Annotated in this window: 24 protein-coding genes; 20 read left to right on the top strand and 4 right to left on the bottom strand. The window is 44.6% G+C overall.

Annotation, left to right across the window (positions count from 1 at the left end):
* Positions 1–93: 93 nt before the first annotated feature.
* The 7 genes from rbfA to AC3CIA_RS12780 all read left to right on the top strand — a co-directional run bounded on the left by rbfA (position 94) and on the right by AC3CIA_RS12780 (position 7,492).
* Positions 94–507, top strand: a complete 414-nt coding sequence (gene rbfA / locus AC3CIA_RS12810) for a 30S ribosome-binding factor RbfA (RefSeq protein WP_004734495.1) — start codon at positions 94–96, stop codon at positions 505–507.
* A complete protein-coding gene (truB, locus tag AC3CIA_RS12805; protein WP_004734494.1) occupies positions 507–1,460 on the top strand; it encodes a tRNA pseudouridine(55) synthase TruB in 954 nt (317 codons plus the stop codon). Before rbfA ends, truB begins: the two co-directional genes overlap by 1 nt.
* Before the next feature lie 217 nt (positions 1,461–1,677).
* Positions 1,678–1,947 carry a 30S ribosomal protein S15 gene (rpsO, locus tag AC3CIA_RS12800; RefSeq protein WP_004734493.1) on the top strand — a complete coding sequence of 90 codons (270 nt, stop codon included), beginning with the start codon at positions 1,678–1,680 and terminating at the stop codon, positions 1,945–1,947.
* Between the two features lie 379 nt (positions 1,948–2,326).
* Positions 2,327–4,447, top strand: coding sequence for a polyribonucleotide nucleotidyltransferase (gene pnp / locus AC3CIA_RS12795; protein ID WP_004734492.1), 2,121 nt, complete (start codon positions 2,327–2,329; stop codon positions 4,445–4,447).
* 124 nt (positions 4,448–4,571) lie between these two features.
* On the top strand, positions 4,572–5,495 hold the full coding sequence (gene nlpI, locus AC3CIA_RS12790) for a lipoprotein NlpI (RefSeq protein ID WP_004734491.1): 924 nt from the start codon (positions 4,572–4,574) through the stop codon (positions 5,493–5,495).
* 162 nt (positions 5,496–5,657) lie between these two features.
* Entirely contained in the window at positions 5,658–6,065 is a 408-nt protein-coding gene (locus AC3CIA_RS12785) for a MarR family winged helix-turn-helix transcriptional regulator (RefSeq protein ID WP_004734490.1), read from the top strand.
* An 89-nt stretch (positions 6,066–6,154) separates the two neighbouring features.
* Positions 6,155–7,492: an MATE family efflux transporter gene (locus AC3CIA_RS12780; protein ID WP_474356165.1), complete on the top strand. Its 1,338-nt coding sequence runs from the start codon at positions 6,155–6,157 to the stop codon at positions 7,490–7,492.
* 85 nt (positions 7,493–7,577) lie between these two features.
* Here the strand turns inward: AC3CIA_RS12780 and AC3CIA_RS12775 are convergent, their stop codons facing one another.
* From AC3CIA_RS12775 to AC3CIA_RS12765, 3 genes are all read right to left on the bottom strand, one after another.
* Complete coding sequence (locus AC3CIA_RS12775) at positions 7,578–8,456, bottom strand: U32 family peptidase (RefSeq protein ID WP_016784925.1); 879 nt, start codon at positions 8,454–8,456, stop codon at positions 7,578–7,580.
* A gap of 18 nt (positions 8,457–8,474) precedes the next feature.
* Positions 8,475–9,488, bottom strand: a complete 1,014-nt coding sequence (gene ubiU, locus AC3CIA_RS12770) for a ubiquinone anaerobic biosynthesis protein UbiU (protein ID WP_473576131.1) — start codon at positions 9,486–9,488, stop codon at positions 8,475–8,477.
* Between the two features lie 178 nt (positions 9,489–9,666).
* Positions 9,667–11,706: a sensor domain-containing protein gene (locus tag AC3CIA_RS12765; protein WP_054547523.1), complete on the bottom strand. Its 2,040-nt coding sequence runs from the start codon at positions 11,704–11,706 to the stop codon at positions 9,667–9,669.
* Between the two features lie 258 nt (positions 11,707–11,964).
* Between AC3CIA_RS12765 and ubiT the strand changes: the two genes are divergently transcribed.
* The 12 genes from ubiT to deoD all read left to right on the top strand — a co-directional run bounded on the left by ubiT (position 11,965) and on the right by deoD (position 23,206).
* The gene (gene ubiT, locus AC3CIA_RS12760) at positions 11,965–12,492 is read left to right on the top strand and encodes a ubiquinone anaerobic biosynthesis accessory factor UbiT (protein ID WP_004734485.1); all 528 of its coding nucleotides are present in this window, start codon (positions 11,965–11,967) and stop codon (positions 12,490–12,492) included.
* Positions 12,476–12,979 carry a GNAT family N-acetyltransferase gene (locus tag AC3CIA_RS12755; RefSeq protein ID WP_004734484.1) on the top strand — a complete coding sequence of 168 codons (504 nt, stop codon included), beginning with the start codon at positions 12,476–12,478 and terminating at the stop codon, positions 12,977–12,979. Before ubiT ends, AC3CIA_RS12755 begins: the two co-directional genes overlap by 17 nt.
* A gap of 154 nt (positions 12,980–13,133) precedes the next feature.
* Positions 13,134–13,532, top strand: coding sequence for a DNA polymerase III subunit psi (locus tag AC3CIA_RS12750; RefSeq protein WP_114634321.1), 399 nt, complete (start codon positions 13,134–13,136; stop codon positions 13,530–13,532).
* Positions 13,525–13,980: a ribosomal protein S18-alanine N-acetyltransferase gene (rimI, locus tag AC3CIA_RS12745; protein ID WP_029222735.1), complete on the top strand. Its 456-nt coding sequence runs from the start codon at positions 13,525–13,527 to the stop codon at positions 13,978–13,980. The genes AC3CIA_RS12750 and rimI overlap by 8 nt, the downstream gene beginning before the upstream one ends.
* Before the next feature lie 173 nt (positions 13,981–14,153).
* Complete coding sequence (gene prfC, locus AC3CIA_RS12740) at positions 14,154–15,734, top strand: peptide chain release factor 3 (RefSeq protein WP_054547525.1); 1,581 nt, start codon at positions 14,154–14,156, stop codon at positions 15,732–15,734.
* A gap of 105 nt (positions 15,735–15,839) precedes the next feature.
* A complete protein-coding gene (locus AC3CIA_RS12735) occupies positions 15,840–15,995 on the top strand; it encodes a DUF5363 family protein (RefSeq protein WP_157936365.1) in 156 nt (51 codons plus the stop codon).
* The gene (locus AC3CIA_RS12730; protein WP_488518202.1) at positions 15,925–16,806 is read left to right on the top strand and encodes a TatD family hydrolase; all 882 of its coding nucleotides are present in this window, start codon (positions 15,925–15,927) and stop codon (positions 16,804–16,806) included. The genes AC3CIA_RS12735 and AC3CIA_RS12730 overlap by 71 nt, the downstream gene beginning before the upstream one ends.
* A 204-nt stretch (positions 16,807–17,010) precedes the next feature.
* The gene (locus tag AC3CIA_RS12725) at positions 17,011–18,273 is read left to right on the top strand and encodes a NupC/NupG family nucleoside CNT transporter (protein WP_004734478.1); all 1,263 of its coding nucleotides are present in this window, start codon (positions 17,011–17,013) and stop codon (positions 18,271–18,273) included.
* 523 nt (positions 18,274–18,796) lie between these two features.
* Positions 18,797–19,573: a deoxyribose-phosphate aldolase gene (gene deoC, locus AC3CIA_RS12720; RefSeq protein WP_488518201.1), complete on the top strand. Its 777-nt coding sequence runs from the start codon at positions 18,797–18,799 to the stop codon at positions 19,571–19,573.
* Positions 19,574–19,796: 223 nt separating this feature from the next.
* On the top strand, positions 19,797–21,125 hold the full coding sequence (gene deoA, locus AC3CIA_RS12715; protein ID WP_026012373.1) for a thymidine phosphorylase: 1,329 nt from the start codon (positions 19,797–19,799) through the stop codon (positions 21,123–21,125).
* A gap of 76 nt (positions 21,126–21,201) precedes the next feature.
* Positions 21,202–22,422 carry a phosphopentomutase gene (locus tag AC3CIA_RS12710; protein ID WP_488518200.1) on the top strand — a complete coding sequence of 407 codons (1,221 nt, stop codon included), beginning with the start codon at positions 21,202–21,204 and terminating at the stop codon, positions 22,420–22,422.
* Positions 22,423–22,486: 64 nt separating this feature from the next.
* Positions 22,487–23,206: a purine-nucleoside phosphorylase gene (gene deoD, locus AC3CIA_RS12705; protein WP_004734474.1), complete on the top strand. Its 720-nt coding sequence runs from the start codon at positions 22,487–22,489 to the stop codon at positions 23,204–23,206.
* Positions 23,207–23,436: 230 nt separating this feature from the next.
* Here the strand turns inward: deoD and AC3CIA_RS12700 are convergent, their stop codons facing one another.
* Positions 23,437–24,048, bottom strand: a complete 612-nt coding sequence (locus AC3CIA_RS12700) for a YtjB family periplasmic protein (protein ID WP_017080011.1) — start codon at positions 24,046–24,048, stop codon at positions 23,437–23,439.
* A gap of 109 nt (positions 24,049–24,157) precedes the next feature.
* Here AC3CIA_RS12700 and serB point away from each other — a divergent pair, with 109 nt between their 5' ends.
* Positions 24,158–25,138 carry a phosphoserine phosphatase gene (gene serB, locus AC3CIA_RS12695; RefSeq protein ID WP_488518199.1) on the top strand — a complete coding sequence of 327 codons (981 nt, stop codon included), beginning with the start codon at positions 24,158–24,160 and terminating at the stop codon, positions 25,136–25,138.
* The last annotated feature ends 76 nt before the right edge of the window (positions 25,139–25,214 follow it).

Genomic DNA, 25,214 nt, shown 5'->3' with positions numbered 1-25,214 from the left:
TTACCTGTAAAGGTAATAAGTAATCGGTTGTTGAATACACCATGGGGGGCTGGTAATTACCAAGCCCCCCATCTTTCTAAGTGAGAAAAGAAAATGTCAAAAGAATTTAGCCGCACACAACGTGTGTCTCAGCAGCTTCAAAAAGAGCTCGCACTTATCCTCCAACGTGAAGTTCGTGACTCACGCATTGGTATGGTAACTATTTCAGATGTAGAAGTGTCTCGTGACCTTGCATACGCAAAAGTGTTCGTGACTTTCCTATGTATCGGTGAGCAAACACCTGAATCATGTCTCGCTGCTCTTAAAGAGCATGAAGTGCCAGTTCGTATGGCTCTTGGCAAGCGTATTCGTCACCGTCTAACACCTGAAGTTCGTTTTACTTACGACAACACATTGGTAGAAGGCATGCGTATGTCTAACCTAGTAAGTGAAGTACTAAACGATGACAAGCGTAAGCAAGAAGAATCTGGCCGCACTGACGAAACTCAGTCTAAGGATGAAGAGTAATGGCTCGCCGTCGTAAAGGTCGCCCTATAAACGGGGTAATTCTGTTAGATAAGCCAACAGGCATTTCATCTAATGATGCACTGCAAAAAGTAAAGCGTATTTACTTTGCAGAGAAAGCAGGGCACACCGGTGCTCTGGATCCTCTTGCGACTGGCATGCTGCCAATTTGTCTTGGTGAAGCAACGAAGTTCTCTCAGTTTCTTCTTGATTCTGATAAGCGCTACGTTGTTGTCGCGAAGCTTGGTGAGCGTACCAACACCTCAGATTCTGATGGTGAAGTGGTTGAAACGCGTGAAATCAACGTGACTCAAGAGCAACTTGAACGCTGCATTGCAAGCTTCAAAGGTGAAACCGACCAGATTCCATCAATGTTCTCTGCATTGAAGTATCAAGGTAAGCCTTTGTATGAATATGCACGTGCAGGTATCGAGGTGCCTCGTGAGTCTCGCAAGATCACTGTGTATTCTATTGAGCTACTTCGCTTTGAAGGTGATGAAGTTGAGATGGAAGTGCATTGTTCTAAAGGTACTTACATCCGCACAATTACCGACGATCTTGGTGAAATGCTAGGTTGTGGTGCTCACGTGACAATGCTTCGTCGTACTGGTGTGGCAAAGTATCCGTATGAACGCATGGTTACGTTAGAGCAGCTGAACGAAATTTTAGAGCAAGCACAAGCGCAAGAAATTGCGCCTAAAGAGTTGCTTGATCCATTGTTAATGCCAATGGACACCGCTGTAGAAGACTTACCTGAAGTTAACTTGAATGCGGAACTGACTGATCTTGTTCAGCACGGTATGCCCGTTCAAGTCGCAGGCGCTCCTGCTGAAGGTACCGTTCGTATGACAAGCGGTGAAGAGAAGCTGTTTGTTGGCGTTGCTCAAATTGCTGAAGATGGCCGAGTTGCACCGAAGCGTTTGGTTGTTTTCAGAGATGAAGAGCCACAAGCGTAGCGCTTAAGTCGAATCAGATAGTAGCTGTTCGTGTTTAAAGCGATCAAATAATTCAGAAAGCGGGCTCTTAAATTAAGTGGCTCGCTTTTTTAGTTTTTAAGGTGTTCGATTGTTATTGCACCAATTCATAAACTTCCCTATAATCCTCGGCTCGCGTAGCGGCTGAATCAGAGATTGGCTGCTACAAATATAAACTTACTCTTATCAGGAGAGATTTATGTCTCTGAATGCAGAAACTAAAGCAGCAATCGTTGCAGAATACGCACAATCTGAAGGCGACACAGGTTCACCAGAAGTACAAGTAGCACTACTTACTGCTTCTATCAACCACCTACAAGGTCACTTCAAAGCGCACAAACACGATCACCACAGCCGTCGTGGTCTATTACGTATGGTTTCTAGCCGTCGTAAGCTTCTTGATTACTTGAAAGGCAAAAACCTTACTCGTTACCAAGACCTAATCAAGCGTCTAGGCCTACGTCGCTAATAGCGATGTCTGCAAAGACAGTTTGAAGAAAAGGAGCATTTATGCTCCTTTTTTTGTGCCTGTAAGAAAATGTTTGGCCGGATGCACAGAATATCATCTGGCTTTTTCTGATAGGAAATATCTCTCCTAATAAAAATAGTTTATACTACGCCCGCCTATGCGTTTTCAACGCTGGGCAATCAACCTCTCAAGACGTTACAGTCACAGATGTCGGCCAATAGGTCGCGACTATTCAAAGGCGGATTTGGTATTAATTCGGCGTATGAACTCATACAAAGAAGCATCATTCCCAAGTCTCTTTTCACTAGTCGCGATTGGTAATATCTTGAGTCAATCTTCACTTAATCTAAAGTCATGACTTTAGAGCTAAGGATATACAATGTTTGAAAAACCAGTTGTAAAATCGTTCCAGTACGGTAACCACACCGTTACTCTAGAAACGGGCGTAATGGCACGTCAAGCTACTGCTGCTGTAATGGCGACTATGGACGATACATCAGTATTCGTTTCTGTTGTTGCTAAGAAAGAAGCTGTTGCAGGCCAAGATTTCTTCCCTCTAACAGTTAACTACCAAGAGCGTACATACGCTGCGGGTAAAATCCCTGGTGGTTTCTTCAAGCGTGAAGGTCGTCCTTCTGAAGGCGAAACGCTAACAGCTCGTCTGATTGACCGTCCAATTCGTCCACTTTTCCCAAGTGCGTTTAAAAACGAAGTTCAAGTTATCGCTACGGTTGTTTCTATCAACCCTGACGTAAACCCAGACATGATCACTATGATCGCAACGTCTGCTGCGCTTGCTATCTCTGGTGCTCCATTCAATGGTCCTATCGGTGCTGCACGTGTTGGTCACATCGATGGCGAACTTGTTCTTAACCCATCAAATACTGAGCTTGAAAACTCTAAACTAGACCTAGTTGTGTCTGGTACAGAAGGCGCAGTACTTATGGTTGAATCTGAAGCAGATAACCTATCTGAAGAAGAAATGCTTTCAGCTGTTGTTTACGGTCACGACCAACAACAAGTTGTAATCAAAGCAATCAACGAGTTTGCTGCTGAAGTTGCAACTCCATCTTGGAACTGGGAAGCGCCAGCAGTTAACACTGAGCTTAAAGCTAAAGTTGCTGAGCAAGCTGAAACACGTCTATCTGACGCGTACCAGATCACTGAGAAAATGGCGCGTTACGAGCAAGTTGGAGCAATCAAGAGCGACACTGTTGAAGCTCTAATTGCACAAGACGAAAACCTAGATGAGCGCGAAATCCGCGGCATGCTTGGTTCTCTAGAGAAAAACGTAGTACGTAGCCGTATCATTGCTGGCAACCCACGTATCGATGGCCGTGAAAAAGACATGGTTCGTGCGCTAGACGTACGTACTGGTGTTCTTCCACGTACACACGGTTCTTCTCTATTCACTCGTGGTGAAACTCAAGCACTTGTTACTGCTACGCTTGGTACACAACGTGATGCACAAATCATCGACAGCCTAATGGGTGAGAAGAAAGACAACTTCCTTCTACACTACAACTTCCCTCCATACTGTGTAGGTGAGACTGGTTTCGTTGGTTCTCCTAAGCGTCGTGAAATTGGTCACGGTAAGCTTGCTAAACGTGGTATCCAAGCAGTAATGCCTTCTGTTGACGAATTCCCATACACAGTTCGTGTTGTATCGGAAATCACTGAATCTAACGGTTCTTCTTCAATGGCTTCTGTATGTGGTACATCTCTAGCACTTATGGATGCTGGTGTTCCAATCAAAGCTTCTGTTGCGGGTATCGCAATGGGTCTTGTTAAAGAAGGCGACGATTTCGTTGTTCTTTCTGACATCCTTGGCGACGAAGATCACCTAGGTGACATGGACTTTAAAGTAGCAGGTACTAACGCTGGTATCACTGCACTTCAAATGGACATCAAGATCGAAGGTATCACTAAAGAGATCATGCAAATTGCTCTTAACCAAGCGCAAGGTGCACGTAAGCACATCCTTTCTGTAATGGATGAAGCTATCTCTGGTGCTCGTGAAGACATCTCTGAATTCGCTCCACGCATCCACACAATGAAAATCAGCTCTGATAAGATCAAAGATGTTATCGGTAAAGGCGGCGCAGTTATCCGTGCTCTTTGTGAAGAAACAGGTACTACAATCGAAATCGAAGACGATGGCACAATCAAGATTGCTGCTACTGAAGGCGCAGCTGCTCAAGAAGCTATCCGTCGTATCGAAGAGATCACTGCTGAAGTTGAAGTTGGCCGCATTTACCAAGGTAAAGTTGCTCGTCTAGCTGACTTCGGTGCATTCGTTACTATCCTTCCAGGTAAAGATGGTCTAGTACACATCTCTCAAATCGCTGACAAGCGTGTTGAGAAAGTGTCTGACTACCTAACTGAAGGTCAAGAAGTACCAGTTAAGGTTCTTGAAATTGACCGTCAAGGCCGTGTACGTCTAAGCATGAAAGAAGCAGTTGAAACGCCAGCTGAAGGCGAAGCACCTGCTGCTGAGTAATTCTTAGCCTATTAATGGGATTATCGCTTTTTAGTGATTTCTAACCCATTGGTAAAAAAGCATGTTATAAAGGGGAGCATATCGCTCCCCTTTTTTATTGCGGTCATAACAGGAGTAATTATTTGTGAAATGGTTTCAAACCGCGAGTATGTGTTTACTGCTTGTACTAACTGGTTGTGCGACAACATCAGATAACACCTCACGTTGGGTTTATCCACCAATGGCTGTACCGCTTCAACCAAGTGTTCAGCAAGAAGTGCAAATAGCGCGCCTTAGTCAGTTATTACAACGCCCAGATTTGAACGATGAAGTTCGAGCTAAAATGTTGTTCGAGCGTGGTAATTATTACGACAGCGTTGGCCTGCGCGATTTAGCGCGTCTTGATTTCAATCAGTCTCTTTCATTGAACCCCGCTCAACCTGACATCTTCAACCTTTTGGGTGTTTACTTTACGCAAGTAGGGGAGTTTGATGCCGCTTATGAATCTTTTGATTCTACGTTAGAGCTTGATCCTGCAAACTCATATGCAGAAAGAAATCGCTCTATCGCACTCTACTATGGCGAGCGCTATGACTTAGCGAACGAAGAGATGATGAAGCACTACGCCGATGATCCTAGCGATCCGTTTCGCGCTCTGTGGCTTTACATCATTCAGCATGAACTCACGCCAGAACAAGCAAAGCTTGATCTTCAAAAGCGTTACGAGAGCCGTGACGAACAGTGGGGCTGGGTATTAGTTGCGATCATGCTTGACGATATTACCGAAGAGCAGGCATTCAAAGCTATTCTAACCGGGACTCGTGACAATACGCTCCTAGCTCAACGTCTGACGGAAACGTACTTCTACCTTGCCAAGCGTCACCACATGAATGGTGATTACGCGAATGCGATCTCTTTGTACAAGTTAGCGGTTTCTTTTAACGTGTATGAATACGTAGAACACCGCTACTCTTTCTTAGAGTTAAGCCGTATCTTCACTACGCTTAAAGCCGAGCATTTAGCGCAAGTTAAATTGGCTGAGGCCGAAGAAGAAGCTAACGCTAAGTAAGCGATACATTTTGATTCCGAAAAGCCGCTGCCTGTCAGCGGTTTTTTTATGCTCCTTTTTTATAAACAAGGGGGAGGGGCTCGTTTTTGATTGCATTTTATTTAAACAAGACTAAAATAGTTAGCCTTGCTAACTAAATGTAAATTCTGTGGTTGGAAATCTATGCTGGACCAAAATCTAGAAAAAATTGAACGCTTTGCTTCTAAGATATGGCGAACTCAAGTTAATGAAGATCCTATCTGCCAGTTGAGCTTCAATGAGTACGATTATTTGAAGGTCATTCAAGCATCGTTAGAGCCTATTCGACTAACAGACCTCGCTATTGAGATGCAGGTGACAAAACCTTCTGCGACGACTATGGTTCAAAGGCTAGAAAGAAAAGGTCTAGTTGAGCGCAAAGCGTCTCTTGAAGATGCGAGATCTAAGCTGGTGATTTTGACCCAAAAGGCTGAAGTCGGTTTGGAAGAAGAAAGTAAAATCTATCAGGTCATGGCACAGATACTGGAAAGTCGCTTGTCTGAGCAAGAATCCCACCAGCTGAACCTATTATTAAACAAGGCTTTGAAATAAATAATTTAGATATTTAGTTAGCCTTGTTAACTAGTTTTAAGAGTCATATCCCATTGATATGCGACTCACTGAAGAAAGTAGAGTAAGAAATGAGTAACTCAATTAGTCGTCAATTCTGGCGATACACAATTCCTACGGTAGCGGCCATGTTAGTTAATGGCCTTTACCAAGTGGTGGATGGTATTTTCATTGGCCGTTATGTAGGGGCCGATGGACTTGCGGGCATTAACGTCGCGTGGCCTGTTATTGGGTCGATCCTCGGTATTGGTATGCTTGTGGGAGTGGGCACGGGGGCCCTTGTCTCGATTCGCCAAGGAGAAAAAGACACCAAAGGCGCTAAGCAGATCTTAGCAACCGGTCTAACATTGTTGTTGGCGATAACCCCCATTGTTTCTGGATTGTTGTTTCTGTTTGCCGATAACTTCTTGCTTTGGCAGGGGGCTGAAGGGCGAGTGTATGAACTAGGCTTGCAATACTTACATATTCTGATTGGCGCTAGTGTCTTCACTTTAGGCTCTATCGCGATGCCGTTTTTACTGCGTAACGATGACAGTCCTAACTTGGCCACCATACTGATGATTGTCGGTGCGGTGATTAACATTGTATTGGATTACCTATTTATCGCGCAGCTTGGTTGGGAATTGAAAGGTGCAGCATTGGCAACCGCAATTGCTCAGTTTGTGGTAACGGGTTTGGGGTTGGCTTATTTTTTCTCACGTCGAGCAAACTTACGTTTACGTTGGAATGAACTGAGACTGAAGTTATCGGTGATTCCTGAAATCTTCGCCATTGGTACCTCGAGCTTCTTTATGTACGCTTATGGTTCGATGATGGTGGCGCTGCACAATGCCTTGTTCTCTCAATATGGCGACCAGCTGATGATTGGTGCTTACGCTATTTTGGGCTACATAGTGACGGTTTATTATCTCACAGCGGAAGGTATCGCCAACGGCATGCAACCATTAGTGAGCTACAACCATGGTGCGCGTAATCAAGCCAATATTCGTAAGTTACTTAAGATTGCGATGGTGAGTTCAGTATTGATCGGTGTTGCGTTTGTATTGCTGCTGAACGCATTCCCACGTGAGTTCGTTTCTGTGTTTAGTTCGGATGAACCTCAGCTAGTTGAGTACACAGTGTTGGGTATCCGACTGCACATGTTTGCACTGGCGCTTGATGGCTTCTTGGTGGTAGCGGGTGCTTACTATCAGGCGGTGAACAAAGGCAGTAAAGCGATGTTTGTGACGATAGGCAATATGCTTATCCAATTACCTTTCTTGTACATCATGCCTAAATTGTACGGTGTGCCGGGGATTTGGATTGCTTATCCATTGTCCAATATCGCGTTAAGCGTCGTCGTTATGATCATGCTCTACAAAGATGTAAAGAAGCTCGATGCTGCGCCGCTGGAAACCGCGACAGCGTAGGTCGTTTTTCTTGAACTGAATGAAAAAGGTCTAGCGAATGCTAGACCTTTTTTGTATCTGTTTCTGATTGATTCAACAAGAGGGGTTAGATGTTCTTAACTTCTAAACCTGCAAGTTGGTGCCAGTAACCGTTGCATTGACGGCTTTCAATGGTCATCGGTTTTTGGCCATGCTCATTGGCTTTGAAGTTGTTGAGCTCAGAGAAGGTATCAATACCTAACGGGCTCAAACGAACCACGTCGACCAAGTCATGCATGCTCGGCAAGTCATTGACTAGGTTGTAGCAGTAACCCGATTGGGTTTGGATGCCGTTAAGGTTAAAGACCGATTGACCTTCTTGGCTATCGACTTGTAAGCCTGTTGGGTATTTGATGCAGCAGGTTTCGCAATCGTCTTTGGCTTTGTTTTCAGCGCGAGCGGTAAAGCAGCGTGCTGAGTAAGCAAGCGGTAGGTAGCCGTGGCTAAACACTTCGACTTCGAACTTATTACGAATATTAAGCTCTTCGCACTGTGTCATTACGTTGCTTAGCCATTCGCGAGAAAGCTCAACAGGCATACACCAACGCGTCATACCTTGTTTCAAGAACAGGTTCAGAGTGCGTGCGTTGTAGGTGTTAACCGCCGGGCCAACCACAAAAGGCACTTTGCTTTCGCTTGCTAATTGAATCGCAGACACGTCGTTGGCTTCAATCGCAAAGTCACCGTTATCAATGTACTTCTTCATGATGTTGACTTCGCTTGGTGCTTCTAGCAATGCCATGGTGGAAAGTACGACTTGCTTGCCTGAAGCCGACAGCTCTTTGGCAATATCCATCCAGTGTTTTGCTTTCATCTCACGACGCTTTGAACACACGGCTTCACCTAGGTAGATGATATCAGCAGAGCTTGATTTCGCTTGCTCATAGAAGCTTTCAACGTCTTGTTTTGGCCAAAAATAAAGAAGAGGGCCTAATGCGTATTTCATTGAGTTCTCCATTTGGCTCTATTGCCATTTACGGTGATAAGCGCCAAGCGTGGTTTGTGTACCTTCAGATACATTCGCCAGTGTCGCATTCCAAGCTTGTTCCACTTGGTATTGTTCTGGGTTCGCTAAGTAACGGTCGATAGCTGCGCGCCAAGTACGAGTCACTTGCTCGACATAAGCAGGGCTACGCTGGCGACCTTCAATTTTCACTGAGGCAACGTTGGCAGCAAATAGCTCAGGCAGCATAGACAGCGTGTTGAGGCTAGTTGGCTCTTCAAGTGCGTGATAGCGTTTACGTTCACCATCGATCTCTGCTTCAAAGCGGCCTTTACACAGCGTTGGGTAACCCGCGTTTTCGCCAGCTACGTACTTGTCGATAAGAATCTCATTCAAGCGTGACTCTAGACCTGTTTCTGTTTCTTGCCAGCGTACATATTTCGCCGGAGAACAAGCGCCCACCGTGTTAGGGGATTCACCGGTCATGTATGAAGAGAGGTAACAACGACCTTCCGCCATGATACACAAGCTACCAAAAGCGAATACTTCAAGGTCAACGTCAGAAGTGATATTACGAGAAAGCTGTTTGACCTGATGAATCGACAATACACGCGGTAGCACGACTCGCTTAACATTGAAGTTTTTGTGGTAGAAGTCGATTGCAGCCGCATTGGTCGCAGAAGCTTGAACTGATAGGTGCAGTTCTAGATCTGGGTATCTATTTGCTGCGTATTCAAGAACCGCAATATCCGCGATGATCAGCGCATCAACACCTAGCGCTGCCGCGTTGTCTACGGCATTAGTCCAACGTTCGAAGCCATTTGGGTGAGCAAAAGTATTTAAGGCAACGTGAATTTTCTTGTTGCGGTCATGCACATATTGCACAGCACGATCGAGCTTTTTACCCGCGAAGTTAAGGCCTGCAAAGTGTCGGGCATTGGTATCGTCTTTGAATCCGATATAGACAGCATCCGCACCACAATCAATAGCGGTTTTCAAAGCAGGTAAGTTACCCGCTGGGCATAAGAGTTCCATTTGCTCACTACCAGTAGAATGAAATTGAAGCGAGTATTTTATGAAGAATTATGAATGACGGAATTGATGTAAGGCAGGTTTAGATGGATAAATCTGCTTTTACTCCGTTTGGGGTACTGACTAGTAAGGCTTTTGTTCTTTGGTGTGGCTTTTTACTGGGGGATAGTTGAATCGTGTACTAGTTCTTATGGCGACGATTTTGGGCAAACAGTTCTTCGACGTCTTGTTTCGGTTGTGGGCGATAAAAGTGGAAGCCTTGAATTGAACTGCAGTTGAGGTTAGAAAGCAGGGTCGCCTGTTCACTGGTTTCGACGCCTTCTGCCACTACAGTTAAATCGAGAGATTTACCCAGATTGATGATGTTTTCAATCACAGTGATTTGCTTTGGTAGCGTATCGATATCAGAGATGAAAGCACGGTCAATCTTAAGCTCATCAATTGGGAAGCGAGCCAAATAAGACAGAGAAGAGTAGCCCGTACCAAAATCATCGATAGATAAAGCAAAGCCGAGTTTCTTTATAGCGTTAAGCATTTGAAGTGTGTGTTCACTATCACTCATCACCGCGCTTTCTGTCAGTTCAAACGTAATAGCACTAGGGTCAAGCTCTGTTGAACGAAGTAACTTTTCAACGTAATCAATCAGTTTCGGGTTACCAAATTGCTCTGGAGACAAGTTGATAGCCACTCTACCAGGCAGGATACCTTGCATCTTCCAACGCTTAACCGTGGCAAATACTTCACGCATAACCACTCGGCCAAGTTGTTCAATAAGGCCAGCTCGTTCCGCTACTGGGATGAATGCCGCAGGACTGATGTAACCTTCAACTGGATGCTTCCAACGAACCAGTGCTTCTGCGCCGTTGATGGTGAAATCACGCGCGTTCACTTTCGGTTGATACCAAACTTCAAGTCCATTCTGTTGCAGTGCTTTTTGCAGCTCTATCTCCAACCACAATCGCATACGCGCTTCTTTGTTCATCTGTTCGTTGAACTTGATCAGGCGGTTACGTCCACGATCTTTCGCTTCATACATTGCGGTGTCTGCATTTTGCAGCAAGATACGTGCGTCTGTGCCATCTTGAGGAAAGCTCACGCTGCCAATCGAGCAGGCTAAGCGCTTACTAAAGTGGTGAAGATCGAAGGGTTGATTTATCAGGGAAATGATCTTTTCAGCGAGCATTTCAGGCGTTCGCTGATGTTCAGGTTCTGGCAGGATAATACCAAACTCATCCCCGCCTAAATGACCAATAACGGCCTGACGAGGCAGTAAACGTTTTAGGCGTGAAGCGACCTCTTTAATCACTTTATCGCCAATGTGATGACCTAGTGAATCATTGATATTCTTAAAGTTATCAATATCTAAGTAGAGCATCACAACTGGCGTATCGTTTTGAATGAACTGCTCAAGACGTTTGGTGAACCCAACTCGGTTGTAGAGCTTGGTCAGAGCATCGATGTAGGCATCTTCACTGTTTGCAGGCGTATACTGCTTTGTGGTCTCTTGTGCATCTTGGATAAGCACCAGCTGAGTGTTACTTCCAAGAATAGTGGTGGAGTCGATGTTGAGTTGAACCTTACGTTCAAAGCCGCATCGGGCACCCGTTAAGCAAACCAAACCAGACTCAGAAATAATAGAACTGAGGTTATTATTGAAGACTGTTTTGGTTTGTTCATCGATGAATAATCGTCCCAACTCTTCGCCAATTAACTCGGTGGTGGAGTTAAAGCCGAGCAAGCGTGCTGCTGCTGGGTTTGATGACAAGATGTAGTCACTTTCAACTAACAGTAATCCGTCAGGGAGTAGGTGAGATAGCTTGTGAAATTTCGCTTCGGATTCTTCTAAAGAACGTGCAAGTACTTGGTTTTCTGATGTGTCGAAGGCATGAAAGACAATGTAGTCGGTTTTGTTGCCATTCGTCAGCGGAGATAGGCTGAAATGAAGGCTGGTATCGAGGTCAGTTTCGTTGAGCGTGACTTCGGCCTCAATCGTTTCACCATTGAATGCACGCTCATAGTAAGGCTTAAGGTGTTGGTAGAATCGCTCACCTAATGTTTGGCGGTCATTCATGCCAGCAAGCTCGGTTTTACTCAAACCAGCAATATCGCAGTAACGCTCATTAACCATAAAATAGTTATGTTGGGCGTCAAGTACCGCAAAAAAGAACGGACTGTTTGCTGTTAGCTGGGTAAACCAATGTTGTAGTTGCTGGGGAGGCATCAAAGTACTACCAATTCTCCAAGAGCTTGAATATTCACTATCGATAAATATTTATTACTTTTTGTGTGGCTATCGATATTTACCTGTGAGTGCAGCGATCCGCTGTAATTCTCATGACCTGAGTTACTATAACTGTGATTTTCAGGATATTAAAGGTCGAGTATCAAACCGAAGTTAATTTGATACATAACAGTAACTGAGATTTCAACATCATCTATGATGCATTCCATATTATTGACAAAGTTACGGATAAGTCACGTGATAAACAAGATTCGCACTCAACTAGTTCAAAATGCCGCATCAATTTTGCGATCTCCAGTCCAGTTATTGCCTAAAACAGTACAAAAAAGAGCCTTATTGGAGGCGCTTAAGAATGTCTTTAAGGAAGCTTTAGAGGACGGTGACTTTGAATTCTTAGAAGACAAGTGGCTTAAAGTCTCAATAAAAGATATGGGGTTAAGTTGGTGTATTAGCTATCAAAATGAGCAACTAGTTGTAGCTGATAACGAGGTTGTTGAAGATGTAAGCTTTAGCGGAAACCTTAACGATCTTGTGCTGATTGCCGGACGTAAAGAAGACCCAGATACGCTTTTCTTTCAACGTAGACTGTCTATTGAGGGCGATACAGAGCTTGGTTTAGAAGTCAAAAACTTGATGGATAGCGTAGATTTAGACGTATTGCCGACTCCTATGAAAACTTTGTTAAATCAATTAGCTGATTTTGTGCAGAAGGGAGTACAATCCCCAGATACACAAAGTGAGGTAATGAATGCTTATTCGAACTGAAGCACCGGCAGATATACTTGTCATTGATCGTTTATTGAAATCTGTTTTTGAAACAGATGCAGAAGCTAATTTGGTTATGAGTTTGCGTGAGAATAGCCATTTAACGCTATCGCTGGTGGCTTGTTCTGATGAGGGCGAGGTGGTTGGTCACCTGATGTTTAGCCCTATCACTCTCCATGGTGACGATCATAACTGGCAGGGACTTGCGCCTCTTGCAGTGAAAGAAGAGTACCGCAATCAGGGTATTGCCAAATCACTGGTTGAAGACGCATTTTCTACATTGGTAGATTTCGGTTACCCAGCCTGTGTTGTGCTTGGTGATCCTGCTTACTACGGCCGCTTTGGTTTTAAGGCTGCGAGCGAGTTTGGCCTGAGTTGTGTTTGGGATGTACCTGAAGGTGCTTTCCAAGCGATTGAGTTGGTAGAGGGTGTGTTTGCTGGGCATTCTGGTGAGATTGCTTACAGCCCAGAGTTCAACGACTTATAAGCTGATTTACCATGTAATCCGATACAAACTGATTTAGTCTAAATAAAGGAGCTTGATGCTCCTTTATTTTTTGTTAGTATCAGCCCCAATGAGCTCCTTTTCAGTTCGCTCTAAGAAGAGCAATACCAACAAACCTAAGGTTACACCGCTAGATATGTCACAAACACACGCACAATACCTGCAAGAGATGGACATCAGCCAATGGGAGCTTAGTCACCCAGAGCGTTTGGTTGGCTACGAATCTGAATTGATTCCACTATCGAGCGACTGTAAGTTGCTACTGGTTTCGCCTGAAAAACCTCAGGAAGATCTCGCCGTGATGTTTGAACGCGTACTTAAAAGTATCAAGCTCGACTTATCTCAGGCTTTACACCTTCAACCACAACACTTGTCTGCTGTGGATTTAGGTTCGGTTGAATGGGTATGGTTTGCTGGTTGCGAATCTGCCCATGAACTGAAGGCAAAAACACTTCAATCTCCATTACTGTCTGACATTAACGGTAATAACCAACATCGCCGCGACTTATGGCAACAAATTTGTGCTTATGACTAATCAACTTTTACCCACTTCAGAACAACACCTAGACGCAATTTGGCAAATTGAGCAGACCGCGCATTCTCATCCTTGGTCTGAAAATATGATCCGTGATCTTAATAGTCGTGGAGGCAGCCACCGTGTTTTAGAAGTCGATGGAAAGGTTGTCGGCTATTTCTATGCTCAGAACATTGTCGGTGAGGTTACTTTGCTGACGATAGCGGTTGACCCTAAGCAGCAAGGTAAAGGTTACGGCAAGGCTTTGGTTGAGCACTTTCTCGATATGTGTGAACAAGCTGACGCGGAAAGTGCTTGGTTGGAAGTTCGCGAAAGTAATGTGAATGCTTTTAATCTTTACGAGAAGGCTGGCTTTAATGAAGTCGACCGCCGCCGTAACTATTACCCAACCAAGCAAGGCAACGAAGATGCGATCATTATGAGCTATCTTTTTATGTCGTTTAGTTAGGGCGTGTTACGTCTTTTAGCCGACTAGATAACTAACCACAGAATTAGCCACAAAATAGGGTGTAAACTGACCCTTTAGAAAGTGACTCGCTTTCTGTATAATCCGCACACAGAATTCAAGGGCAAGTATTATCTACTTGCCCTTTTTACGCTTTAGATCAGCAAAGGGCGACTATGTCTTTCCAACAAGAAGTGAGCAAACGTAGAACGTTTGCAATTATCTCTCACCCGGATGCGGGTAAAACCACGATTACTGAAAAAGTTCTTTTATTCGGAAACGCAATTCAAAAAGCGGGTACCGTAAAAGGTCGTGGCTCTAACCAGCACGCTAAATCTGACTGGATGGAGATGGAAAAAGAACGTGGTATTTCGGTAACCACGTCGGTAATGCAATTCCCATACAATGATTGCCTAGTAAACCTACTCGATACTCCAGGACACGAAGATTTCTCGGAAGATACGTACCGTACACTAACAGCGGTTGACTCTTGTTTGATGGTTATCGATGCTGCGAAAGGTGTCGAGGATCGTACTCGTAAATTGATGGAAGTAACGCGTCTACGTGATACTCCAATCGTAACGTTTATGAACAAACTTGACCGTGACGTTCGTGACCCAATGGAAGTGCTTGATGAAGTGGAAAGCGAGCTAGGTATGGCTTGTGCTCCAATCTCATGGCCAATCGGTTGTGGTAAAGAGTTTAAAGGTGTTTATCACATTCATCGTGATGAAACGATCTTGTACGAATCTGGCCATGGCCATGAGATCCAAGAAGTTCGCATCATTAAAGGTTTAGATAACCCTGAACTAGACGAGGCTGTTGGCGAAGATCTGGCGAGCAGTGTTCGTGAAGAGCTTGAATTGGTTATTGGCGCATGTCCTGAGTTTGATCTCGATTTGTTCCTTGCTGGTGAACTAACGCCTGTTTACTTCGGTACAGCATTGGGTAACTTTGGTGTTGACCACATGCTAGATGGTTTGACTAAGTGGGCTCCGGGTCCTCAAACTCGTCAAGCTAACGAGCGTGATGTTGAAGCGACAGAAGAGAAGTTCTCTGGCTTCGTCTTTAAGATCCAAGCAAACATGGATCCAAAGCACCGTGACCGTATCGCATTTATGCGTATCGTTTCGGGTACTTACAACCAAGGTATGAAGATGAATCATGTTCGCACTGGTAAGAACGTAAGTATTTCGGATGCGGTAACTTTCATGGCGGGTGACCGTGCGCGAGCTGAAAAAGCGTATGCTGGTGACATCATTGGCTTGCATAACCATGGCACAATCCAGATTGGTGATACCTTTACTCAAGGCGAAAGTTTGAAGTTCGCTGGTATTCCAAACTTCGCGCCTGAGCTATTCCGTCGTATTCGTCTACGCGATCCACTAAAGCAGAAGCAACTTCTAAAAGGTTTGGTTCAGCTTTCTGAAGAGGGCGCAGTACAAGTATTCCGTCCTATGCAGAACAACGACCTGATCGTTGGTGCGGTTGGTGTACTTCAGTTCGACGTGGTTGTAGCGCGCTTGAAAGCGGAATACAACGTAGAAGCTATCTACGAAGGTGTTAACGTTGCAACAGCTCGCTGGGTCGAATGTGATGACGCGAAGAAACTAGAAGAGTTCAAACGTAAGAACCAAGCTAACCTAGCGTTAGATGGTGGTGATAACCTGTCTTACATCGCACCTACAATGGTGAACTTGAACCTAGCTTCTGAACGTTTCCCTGACGTTCAGTTCCGAGCGACGCGCGAACACTAATTTCTCCGCGCTCTATTCGAGTTAAACAAAAACGTCTATTGTTCTGCAATAGGCGTTTTTTAATGCGTTTTATTTAAGGCTTAGAGGCTGAGGTTAGAGGCAATTATGTTCAGTTGGATAAAAGCTTGGATTAAGAAATACGATAAGTGGTGCGAGGAGCTTGGTTTAACACCTGAAAACAAGCGCAGTTGTGTTGCTTATCGTCGTGATCCCCAAGGGAAACAAACAGAGAGTAGGGAAGATGACACAGCAAATAAGTGACTTTCCGCTGTTTGATACTCATTGCCATGCGGATTTTGAGGCGTTTGAGCAAAATATTGTAATTGATCAGGGAGCTACACCTGATCAAAGTATTGATAGCTATCTTAAAGAAGCGAAACAAGCTCAAGTCGAGAAGATTCTTATTCCTTCTATTGGCCAAAGTAACTGGTCGAAGATCGATAAAATTGCTCAATCTTACCCTAATGTTTACTACGCCTTAGGTTTCCACCCTTACTTTTTAGAGCAAGCCAATGACGAGCAATTCTCACAGCTTCGCCAATTACTCTCATCAAAAAGCCGTCAATGCGTTGCGATAGGAGAGTGTGGTCTCGACTTTTTTGTCGATGTCGAGCGGGAGAAACAAGAACGCTTTTTCATCCAACAAATGGAGCTTGCGAAGGCATTTGAGCTGCCTTTGATCATCCATGAGAGGAAGTCTTATAACCGACTCATTGAACTATTAAAGCAGCACAAGTTCACTTTTGGTGGGTTGATTCACGGTTTTTCAGGGAGTGAACAGCAAGCTTTGGCGTGGATCAAGCTCGGTTTCTATATTGGTGTCGGTGGAACGATCACTTACCCCAGAGCACAAAAAACACGCACAACCATCGCAAAACTGCCTCTTGAATGCCTGGTATTAGAAACGGATGCACCGGATATGCCCATGTATGGAAACCAAGGAAATGTTAATCATTCCAAACATTTAGTTACGATCTTAAATGAACTATTTTTGCTTAGAAAAGAGCCAAAGCAATCGGTTGCAGCGCAAATTTGGCAAAATAGCCATCGCGCATTCGGTATATGTGAATAAAATCGAAGGTTTTTGTTTATCGTTTGCGTAAATTGCACTGAGCTTGTGATTTGGTTCACATTTGCGTGTGAATGGTACATGAATCTTGTACGAAAGTGTGAGGACGGCATTACTTTATTAGTGGTCGCATGAGTATAATTGCCTCCGCTTTATAGCCCCATTTTGTAACACGCCAATAAATAACTAATAAGGAAGTCATAAACTATGAGCCTGTTTATGAGCCTCGTCGGAATGGTTGCACTGATTGCAATCGCAGTACTACTATCCGACAACCGCAAAGCAATTAATATCAGAACAGTGGGTGGCGCTTTCGCTATCCAATTCGCACTTGGTGCATTCGTACTTTACATCCCTTGGGGTCGTGATCTACTTGCAGGTTTCTCTGCTGGTGTAGCAAACGTGATCGACTACGGTAAAGATGGTACTGGCTTCCTATTTGGTAGCCTTGTTAACTTTTCAGTTGACGGTATCGGTTTCATCTTTGCATTCCAAGTTCTACCAACACTAATCTTCTTCTCTGCTCTTATCTCTGTACTTTACTACATTGGTGCGATGCAAGTTGTAATCAAGGTTCTTGGTGGTGGTCTTCAGAAAGCTCTAGGTACTTCTCGCGCCGAGTCAATGTCTGCAGCAGCAAACATTTTCGTTGGTCAAACTGAAGCACCTTTAGTAGTTCGTCCATTTGTTCCTAAAATGACTAACTCTGAACTATTCGCAGTAATGTGTGGTGGTTTAGCATCTGTTGCTGGTGGTGTACTAGCGGGTTACGCATCTATGGGTGTTCCTCTAGAGTACCTTGTAGCAGCGTCATTCATGGCAGCACCTGGTGGTCTACTATTCGCTAAAATCATCAAGCCTGAAACTGATGAAGTTGACGAGAACCTAGGTTCAGACATCGACGGTGGCGACGACAAGCCTGCTAACGTTATCGATGCAGCTGCTGGCGGTGCGTCAGTTGGTCTACAACTAGCACTTAACGTTGGTGCAATGCTACTAGCATTCATCGGTCTAATCGCTCTTATCAACGGTATCCTAGGTGGCATCGGTGGTTGGTTCGGTATGGAAAACCTAACTCTAGAACTTCTTCTAGGTTGGATCTTCGCACCGTTAGCATTCATCATTGGTGTTCCATGGGAAGAAGCAACTATTGCTGGTTCTTTCATTGGTCAGAAGACAGTTGTTAACGAATTTGTTGCATACCTAAACTTCGTACCATACATCGGTGACAACGCTCAAATCGTTGAAGCGACTGGTCAAGTAATGTCTGTTAAGACTCAAGCAATTATCTCGTTCGCTCTATGTGGTTTCGCAAACCTTTCTTCAATTGCGATTCTTCTAGGTGGTCTAGGTGGTATTGCTCCAAACCGTCGTCACGACATCGCACGTATGGGTGTTAAAGCGGTTGTAGCTGGTACTCTATCTAACCTGATGGCAGCAACAATTGCTGGCTTCTTCCTGTCTTTCTAATCAGTTAGAAATCGATATATAGACGCCATAATAATATCGCCCCGTAGCAAGAAATTGCTGCGGGGCTTTTTTGTTTTTGGGCCTAGTGATTTTGAGCATTAGCATGAGTGAATGCTTGGAGTCGAAAATGGGTCTAGAATGTTTTTTTGAGATACAAACCGTTTGCGTTCTAAGGAGCACTACAATTTATTGATGGATACCTATAATGTATAAGCTTAAGGGACAGGATGTCTCTTGTTGGCAAGAAAGTAACTGCTTGGATTTATCTAAAGGTTATTCTTCTGGGATTAAGCCAAACTTAGCGATACGCTATAGATGTTAGACACAACATGACTGATTTGTTGTGCCATAGACCAAACTGGTACTGTGCGGTGACAAGGATTGCAATTGATAGCGAAAGTTATCAAGTCTTCAGGGAACCAAGTCCGTTCATTTGTGACTACTGAGCATTACTAAAATATCCATCTATACTGGATGGGTGGCGAAGTAGTTAACTATTTGAATATATTGATCGGAGATAGAAATGAGCGATTTAAAAGCAGCAGCTCTACGTGCACTTAAACTTATGGACCTAACGACGCTAAATGATGACGATACTACTGAAAAAGTAGTGGCGCTTTGTCATGACGCGAAGACTGCAGTTGGTAACACCGCTGCAATCTGTATTTACCCTCGCTTCATCCCAGCCGCTAAGAAGGCGTTGCGTGAGCAAGGTACTCCAGAAGTACGCATCGCGACTGTAACTAACTTCCCTCATGGTAATGACGACATCGAAATTGCTGTTGCAGAAACGAAAGCAGCGGTAGCGTACGGCGCAGACGAAGTTGACGTAGTATTCCCATACCGTGCTCTTATTGCTGGCAACGAAGAAGTTGGCTTTGAGCTAGTTAAGCAATGTAAAGCCGCTTGTGGTGACATCACGCTTAAAGTGATCATCGAAACTGGTGAGCTACAAGAAGAAGCACTGATCAAAAAAGCTTCTCAGATCTGTATCGAAGCAGGTGCAGACTTCATCAAAACTTCAACAGGTAAAGTGCCAGTAAACGCGACTCCTGAGTTCGCGCGCATGATGCTTGAAGTTATTCGTGACATGGGCGTGGCTAAAACTGTTGGTTTCAAACCAGCTGGTGGCGTACGTACAGCTGAAGATGCTCAAGCTTACCTAGCAATGGCTGATGAGCTACTAGGCGCTGAGTGGGCAGACAACATGCACTACCGTTTTGGTGCTTCAAGCCTACTGACTAACCTTCTTAATACATTAGAAGTGACAGACGAAACTGCTGATCCAGCAGCATACTAATTTACTCGTCATATTTGACGCCGCAGCGTTGTTGCCTGCGCAAGTTCCTCCTAATCACATAGAGCTTCTATGCTCATAGGAATGAACTTGCTGGCCGCCTAACTGCAACGCCAAATATTTAGAGTATTGATAACAATTAAGTCTGTTTGATGGAGTGACGTTAAGTCACTCCATATTACCTCTTTCCCTACACACCATACTCACTAGAGTTTGGGAGGCACTAATGTATCTACCTCAAGAAATTATTCGCAGAAAACGTGATAACGAAGTACTGACCACAGAAGAAATTAACTTTTTCATCCAAGGTGTCGCTAAAAACACGGTTTCTGAAGGCCAAATTGCCGCATTCGCAATGGCTATCTTTTTTAATGAAATGACGATGCCAGAACGTATCGCACTAACATGTGCAATGCGTGATTCAGGCATGGTGATTGACTGGAGCCACATGAACTTTGATGGCCCAATCGTTGATAAACACTCTACTGGTGGTGTTGGCGACGTAACCTCTCTGATGCTTGGCCCTATGGTGGCAGCATGTGGCGGTTTTGTTCCAATGATCTCTGGTCGCGGTTTAGGCCACACTGGCGGTACGCTAGACAAGCTAGAATCTATCCCTGGTTACAATATTACACCAACCAACGATGTGTTTGGTGCCGTAACCAAAGAAGCGGGCGTGGCTATCATCGGTCAAACCGGTGACCTAGCACCTGCTGACAAGCGTGTTTATGCGACTCGTGATATCACAGCAACAGTAGACAACATCTCACTGATCACCGCTTCAATCCTATCTAAGAAACTGGCCGCAGGTCTTGATTCTCTAGTAATGGACGTAAAAGTCGGTTCAGGCGCATTCATGCCAACGTATGAAGCATCTGAAGAGTTAGCAAAATCTATCGTTGCAGTAGCAAACGGTGCAGGCACTAAAACAACAGCAATCCTAACGGACATGAACCAAGTTCTGGCTTCTTCAGCGGGTAACGCAGTTGAAGTCCGTGAAGCGGTTCAATTCCTAACAGGCGAATACCGTAATCCACGTTTGTTGGAAATAACGCTAGCGTCGTGTGCGGAAATGTTGGTGCTGGGTAACCTAGCAAAAGATTCAGATGAAGCGCGTGAAAAACTGATGGCAGTACTGGATAACGGTAAAGCGGCAGAGTGCTTCGGTAAGATGGTAGCGGGCCTTGGTGGTCCAGTGGATTTCGTAACGAACTACGATAACTACCTAGAAAAAGCAGAAATTGTTAAACCAGTGTACGCACTTGAAAGCGGTGTAGTATCAGCGATGGATACGCGTGCCATTGGTATGGCTGTCGTTGGTATGGGCGGTGGTCGCCGTGTAGCAACAGACAGCATTGATTACGCAGTCGGTTTTGATAGCTTCATTCGCCTTGGCGAAGTAGCAAGCGACGATAAACCATTAGCAATGATTCATGCTCGCAATGAACAACAGTGGCAAGAAGCTGCGACGGCATTACAAAATGCAATCACTGTGGGCGGAGAATATACAGCAACGCCAGACGTTTACCGTCAGATTCGTTCTGAAGACGTGTAAATAACAGGTATCGGTATACCTCGTGTATACCGATAAACAGAGTTCTGGTGCAAAGAGCAATAAGTTGGTGAAGAAAATGAAAAGAGCATTTATTTTAGTTTTAGATTCATTCGGTATCGGTGAAACAGCGGATGCTGACACATTCGGCGATGTAGGTTCGGATACAATGGGTCACATTGCTGACCATTGTGATCAAGGCCTTGCAGACAACACGGATCGTAAAGGTCCACTAACGCTGCCAAACCTGTCTAAGCTTGGTTTAGCTATGGCTCACAAAGAGTCTACAGGTCGCTTTGCTCCAGGTATGGACGCAGACGCTGAGATCATTGGCGCTTACGGTCATGCTGCTGAGCTGTCTTCTGGTAAAGACACGCCATCAGGTCACTGGGAAATCGCAGGTGTACCGGTATTGTTTGACTGGGGCTACTTCACCGACAAAGAGAACAGCTTTCCAAAAGAACTGACTGATCGCATCCTTGAGCGTGCTGGTCTATCTGACTTCTTAGGTAACTGCCACTCATCGGGTACAGAAATCCTAGATAACCTAGGTGAAGAACACATGAAGACTGGCCTGCCAATCTTCTACACTTCTGCAGACTCTGTTTTCCAGATCGCTTGTCATGAAGAGACATTCGGTCTACAAAACCTATTAGATCTTTGTCAAATTGCTCGTGAAGAGCTAGCTGACTACAACATTGGTCGTGTTATCGCTCGTCCGTTTATTGGTGCTGGTAAAGGTCAATTCGAACGTACTGGTAACCGTCGTGACCTTTCTGTTGAGCCACCAGCGGCGACGGTACTTCAGAAACTGGTTGATGAGAAGGGCGGCAACGTTCACTCAATCGGTAAAATCTCTGACATCTACGCAGGTTGTGGTATCACTCAGAAAACCAAAGCAACAGGTATTCCAGCGCTATTTGAAGCAACTAAAGAAGCGATCACTGAAGCGGGCGACAACACTATCGTGTTCACTAACTTCGTTGATTTCGACTCAGCATACGGCCACCGTCGTGATGTTGCTGGTTACGCAGCTGCGCTTGAGTACTTTGATGGCCGCATCAATGAAATCATCGATATGATGAAAGAAGATGACGTGCTTATCCTAACTGCAGACCACGGTTGTGACCCAACATGGCCGGGTTCAGACCATACTCGTGAACATATCCCTGTGATTGTTTACGGTAACAAGGTTCCAGCAGGCTCTCTAGGCCGTCGTAATACCTTCGCTGATATCGGTCAAAGCTTAGCGTCATACTTTGGCACATCGCCAATGGGATACGGTACAAGCTTTCTGTAATGGTTAACTAAGAGAGAGGGAAACCTCTCTCTTCTTTTTTGTTTTGAGATTAAGGATATTTTCAATGGCTACTCCACATATTAATGCTGAAATGGGTGATTTCGCTGACGTAGTTCTAATGCCAGGCGATCCGCTACGTGCTAAATACATCGCTGAAACCTTCTTAGAAGAAGTGGTTCAGGTGTGTGATGTTCGTAATATGTTTGGTTACACGGGTACTTACAAAGGTCGTAAGGTTTCGGTTATGGGGCACGGTATGGGCATTCCATCTTGTTCTATTTACGCGACTGAGCTGATCAAAGACTTTGGTGTGAAAAAGATCATTCGTGTCGGCAGTTGTGGTGCAGTGAGTGAAGATATCAAAGTGCGTGATGTGGTGATTGGCATGGGCGCGTGTACTGACTCAAAAGTGAACCGTATTCGCTTTAAAGGTCATGACTTCGCGGCTATCGCAGATTACAAAATGGTGCGTGCGGCAGAAGATGCAGCAAAAGCGCGTGGTGTAGACGTAAAAGTGGGTAACCTGTTCTCGGCAGAGTTGTTCTACACGCCAGATCCAGAAATGTTTGAGGTGATGGATAAGTACGGCATTGTTGGCGTTGAGATGGAAGCAGCAGGTATCTACGGTGTGTGCGCTGAATACGGCGCAAAAGCTCTGACTATTTGTACTGTTTCTGATCACATCAAAACTGGTGAGCAAACCACATCAGATGAGCGTCAAACGACCTTCAACGACATGATGGTTATCGCACTAGACTCTGTGCTGCTTGGTGACCAAGAATAATCATTTATCTATAGTTTGATAAGCTAACAGATAACAAAAAGCCCCGTTGCTGCCTGAGCGTCGGGGCTTTTTATTGGTAATGATGTATTACTGAGCGCTATTTCTTGGATTCTGAAGGCTGTGTGATTTCAATCGAAATAATTCACCTTGCCTAATCCGAGGTTTTTATTTCGTGATTCCAAGAGCGCAAGTTTCCAAGATTCCAAGATTCCAAGATTCTATGACAAAGCTTATGAGTTTGCATTCTTAAGCAGCAAGTTCTCACCAGACTTTGTTTTTCTTCTACGAATGAGCATGACAAACAGCACGCCACTGACAAACCCCATCAACACCATGCCGATCATGTAGCGATCACTTTTACGATAATGGTGATCAGAAATCGCCGTCATCTTACCCGTTTCAAAGGTCACACGAATGAATCCAATGATCGCTTTCTCTGGAGAGTAGATAGGTTCAACTAATTGCTGTCTGCCGATACTTGCTGTTGAAAGTGGCGTATCTAAGCCTAGAACTTCGCGTACTGAGAGTGCTTTTTCACTCGAAGCCAGTCGAATCCCCTCTGCATCGTATATCGTGGTATCGAATACCAAGCGATCCTGAGACAGCTGATTGGTGAGATCAAGCAGTCGCTCTTGGTCTTGTTGTGTGATCGCTTTACTGGCAGAGAGCGATGCCTGAGAGATAAGCAATTTAGTCAGCGTTTCTAGCTGCTTTGCTTGGATCTTCTCGTTACCTTTACTGATCACGACTGTATTTTTAATCGTTACAACGAACATAGTAGCCAGCAAAATAAGGGCTAGCATTCGTAAAGCGTTACGTATTGAGAACAATGATTCATTCATGTTTCACGAAGCCTGAAATAAACAAATGTTATGATTAAGACATATTGAGACTTGCGTTTTCAAATTGCAATAGGTTAACGTTTAGCATAGTTAATTAGGAATCATACACATGGACGCTCAGAAATATCTGCCGATAAAAAGGCATACAACATTATTAACTCGACTCCCCGAGACTCGTTTCGCTTCTCAACTCGCTAAAGCCAAAGCCAACTGGATTGTATTCGGTGAGTATCTATCACCACAATCATTCGATGACATCGATTTTTTCACAGGCACTTACAACACCATTCTTGATACGTGGAAGGTAGGGCATTATGAAGTGGCTTTGATGTCAGGCAACCTAACACCAGCACACGAAGAAATCCTACAGGCCTTAAAGCTTGATTATGCTTGCCTTAGCGAGGTCCCAGACCTATCTAAGCCAGGTTTGATTGTAATGGATATGGATTCCACAGCGATTCAAATTGAATGTATCGATGAGATTGCAAAGCTAGCTGGAGTGGGGGGATTAGTCTCTGAAATCACAGAGCGAGCAATGCAAGGTGAGCTCGACTTTGAACAGAGCCTACGTCAACGAGTAGGCGCACTAAAAGGTGCGGATGAATCTATTTTGGAGCAAGTGCGTCAATCATTGCCATTCATGCCAGACTTGGTTGAGCTAGTGAATACTCTTAATAAGCTTGGTTGGAAGACGGCAATTGCTTCAGGTGGCTTTACTTACTTCTCTGACTATCTGAAAGATACGCTTGATCTTGACCACGCTCAGTCAAACACGCTTGAAATCATCAATGGTAAATTGACGGGTGAAGTCTTAGGCGATGTTGTTTCGGCGCAGACTAAAGCGGATATCTTGGTAGAGTTGGCTGAAGAGTACGAATTGGAACTGCATAACACTGTTGCCGTTGGTGATGGTGCTAATGACTTGGTTATGATGGGTTCTGCAGGTTTAGGCATCGCCTACCATGCGAAACCAAAAGTAGAGCAACAAGCTCAAACTGCTGTGCGTTATGCTGGCTTAGGTGGGGTGCTTTGTATCTTGTCGGGTGTGTTAGCTAAGCAGCAAAAAATCAGCTGGCAAGCGAAGCCTTAGTCATATTTAAGACGGTATAACGGATACAAAAAAGCAGGCGATGAGCCTGCTTTTTCTATTTGTGTCTCTGGAATAT

This window comes from Vibrio sp. QJM3NY_27 (genome assembly GCF_057785955.1).
Note: the sequence above shows the minus strand (reverse complement) of the source record. Positions and strands in the feature narration are given on the sequence as shown.

Bases quoted from the DNA above. Each gene is read 5' to 3' on its own strand.
- prfC (WP_054547525.1), top strand. From the start codon at position 14,154: ATGTCTTTCCAACAAGAAGTGAGCAAACGTAGAACGTTTGCAATTATC.
- AC3CIA_RS12710 (WP_488518200.1), top strand. From the start codon at position 21,202: ATGAAAAGAGCATTTATTTTAGTTTTAGATTCATTCGGTATCGGTGAA.
- AC3CIA_RS12785 (WP_004734490.1), top strand. From the start codon at position 5,658: ATGCTGGACCAAAATCTAGAAAAAATTGAACGCTTTGCTTCTAAGATA.
- deoA (WP_026012373.1), top strand. From the start codon at position 19,797: ATGTATCTACCTCAAGAAATTATTCGCAGAAAACGTGATAACGAAGTA.
- AC3CIA_RS12700 (WP_017080011.1), bottom strand. From the start codon at position 24,048: ATGAATGAATCATTGTTCTCAATACGTAACGCTTTACGAATGCTAGCC.
- AC3CIA_RS12755 (WP_004734484.1), top strand. From the start codon at position 12,476: ATGCTTATTCGAACTGAAGCACCGGCAGATATACTTGTCATTGATCGT.
- serB (WP_488518199.1), top strand. From the start codon at position 24,158: ATGGACGCTCAGAAATATCTGCCGATAAAAAGGCATACAACATTATTA.
- deoD (WP_004734474.1), top strand. From the start codon at position 22,487: ATGGCTACTCCACATATTAATGCTGAAATGGGTGATTTCGCTGACGTA.
- truB (WP_004734494.1), top strand. From the start codon at position 507: ATGGCTCGCCGTCGTAAAGGTCGCCCTATAAACGGGGTAATTCTGTTA.
- AC3CIA_RS12765 (WP_054547523.1), bottom strand. From the start codon at position 11,706: ATGCCTCCCCAGCAACTACAACATTGGTTTACCCAGCTAACAGCAAAC.
- rbfA (WP_004734495.1), top strand. From the start codon at position 94: ATGTCAAAAGAATTTAGCCGCACACAACGTGTGTCTCAGCAGCTTCAA.
- rimI (WP_029222735.1), top strand. From the start codon at position 13,525: ATGACTAATCAACTTTTACCCACTTCAGAACAACACCTAGACGCAATT.
- pnp (WP_004734492.1), top strand. From the start codon at position 2,327: ATGTTTGAAAAACCAGTTGTAAAATCGTTCCAGTACGGTAACCACACC.
- AC3CIA_RS12750 (WP_114634321.1), top strand. From the start codon at position 13,134: ATGTCACAAACACACGCACAATACCTGCAAGAGATGGACATCAGCCAA.
- ubiU (WP_473576131.1), bottom strand. From the start codon at position 9,488: ATGGAACTCTTATGCCCAGCGGGTAACTTACCTGCTTTGAAAACCGCT.
- AC3CIA_RS12735 (WP_157936365.1), top strand. From the start codon at position 15,840: ATGTTCAGTTGGATAAAAGCTTGGATTAAGAAATACGATAAGTGGTGC.
- AC3CIA_RS12725 (WP_004734478.1), top strand. From the start codon at position 17,011: ATGAGCCTGTTTATGAGCCTCGTCGGAATGGTTGCACTGATTGCAATC.
- AC3CIA_RS12775 (WP_016784925.1), bottom strand. From the start codon at position 8,456: ATGAAATACGCATTAGGCCCTCTTCTTTATTTTTGGCCAAAACAAGAC.
- deoC (WP_488518201.1), top strand. From the start codon at position 18,797: ATGAGCGATTTAAAAGCAGCAGCTCTACGTGCACTTAAACTTATGGAC.
- rpsO (WP_004734493.1), top strand. From the start codon at position 1,678: ATGTCTCTGAATGCAGAAACTAAAGCAGCAATCGTTGCAGAATACGCA.
- AC3CIA_RS12780 (WP_474356165.1), top strand. From the start codon at position 6,155: ATGAGTAACTCAATTAGTCGTCAATTCTGGCGATACACAATTCCTACG.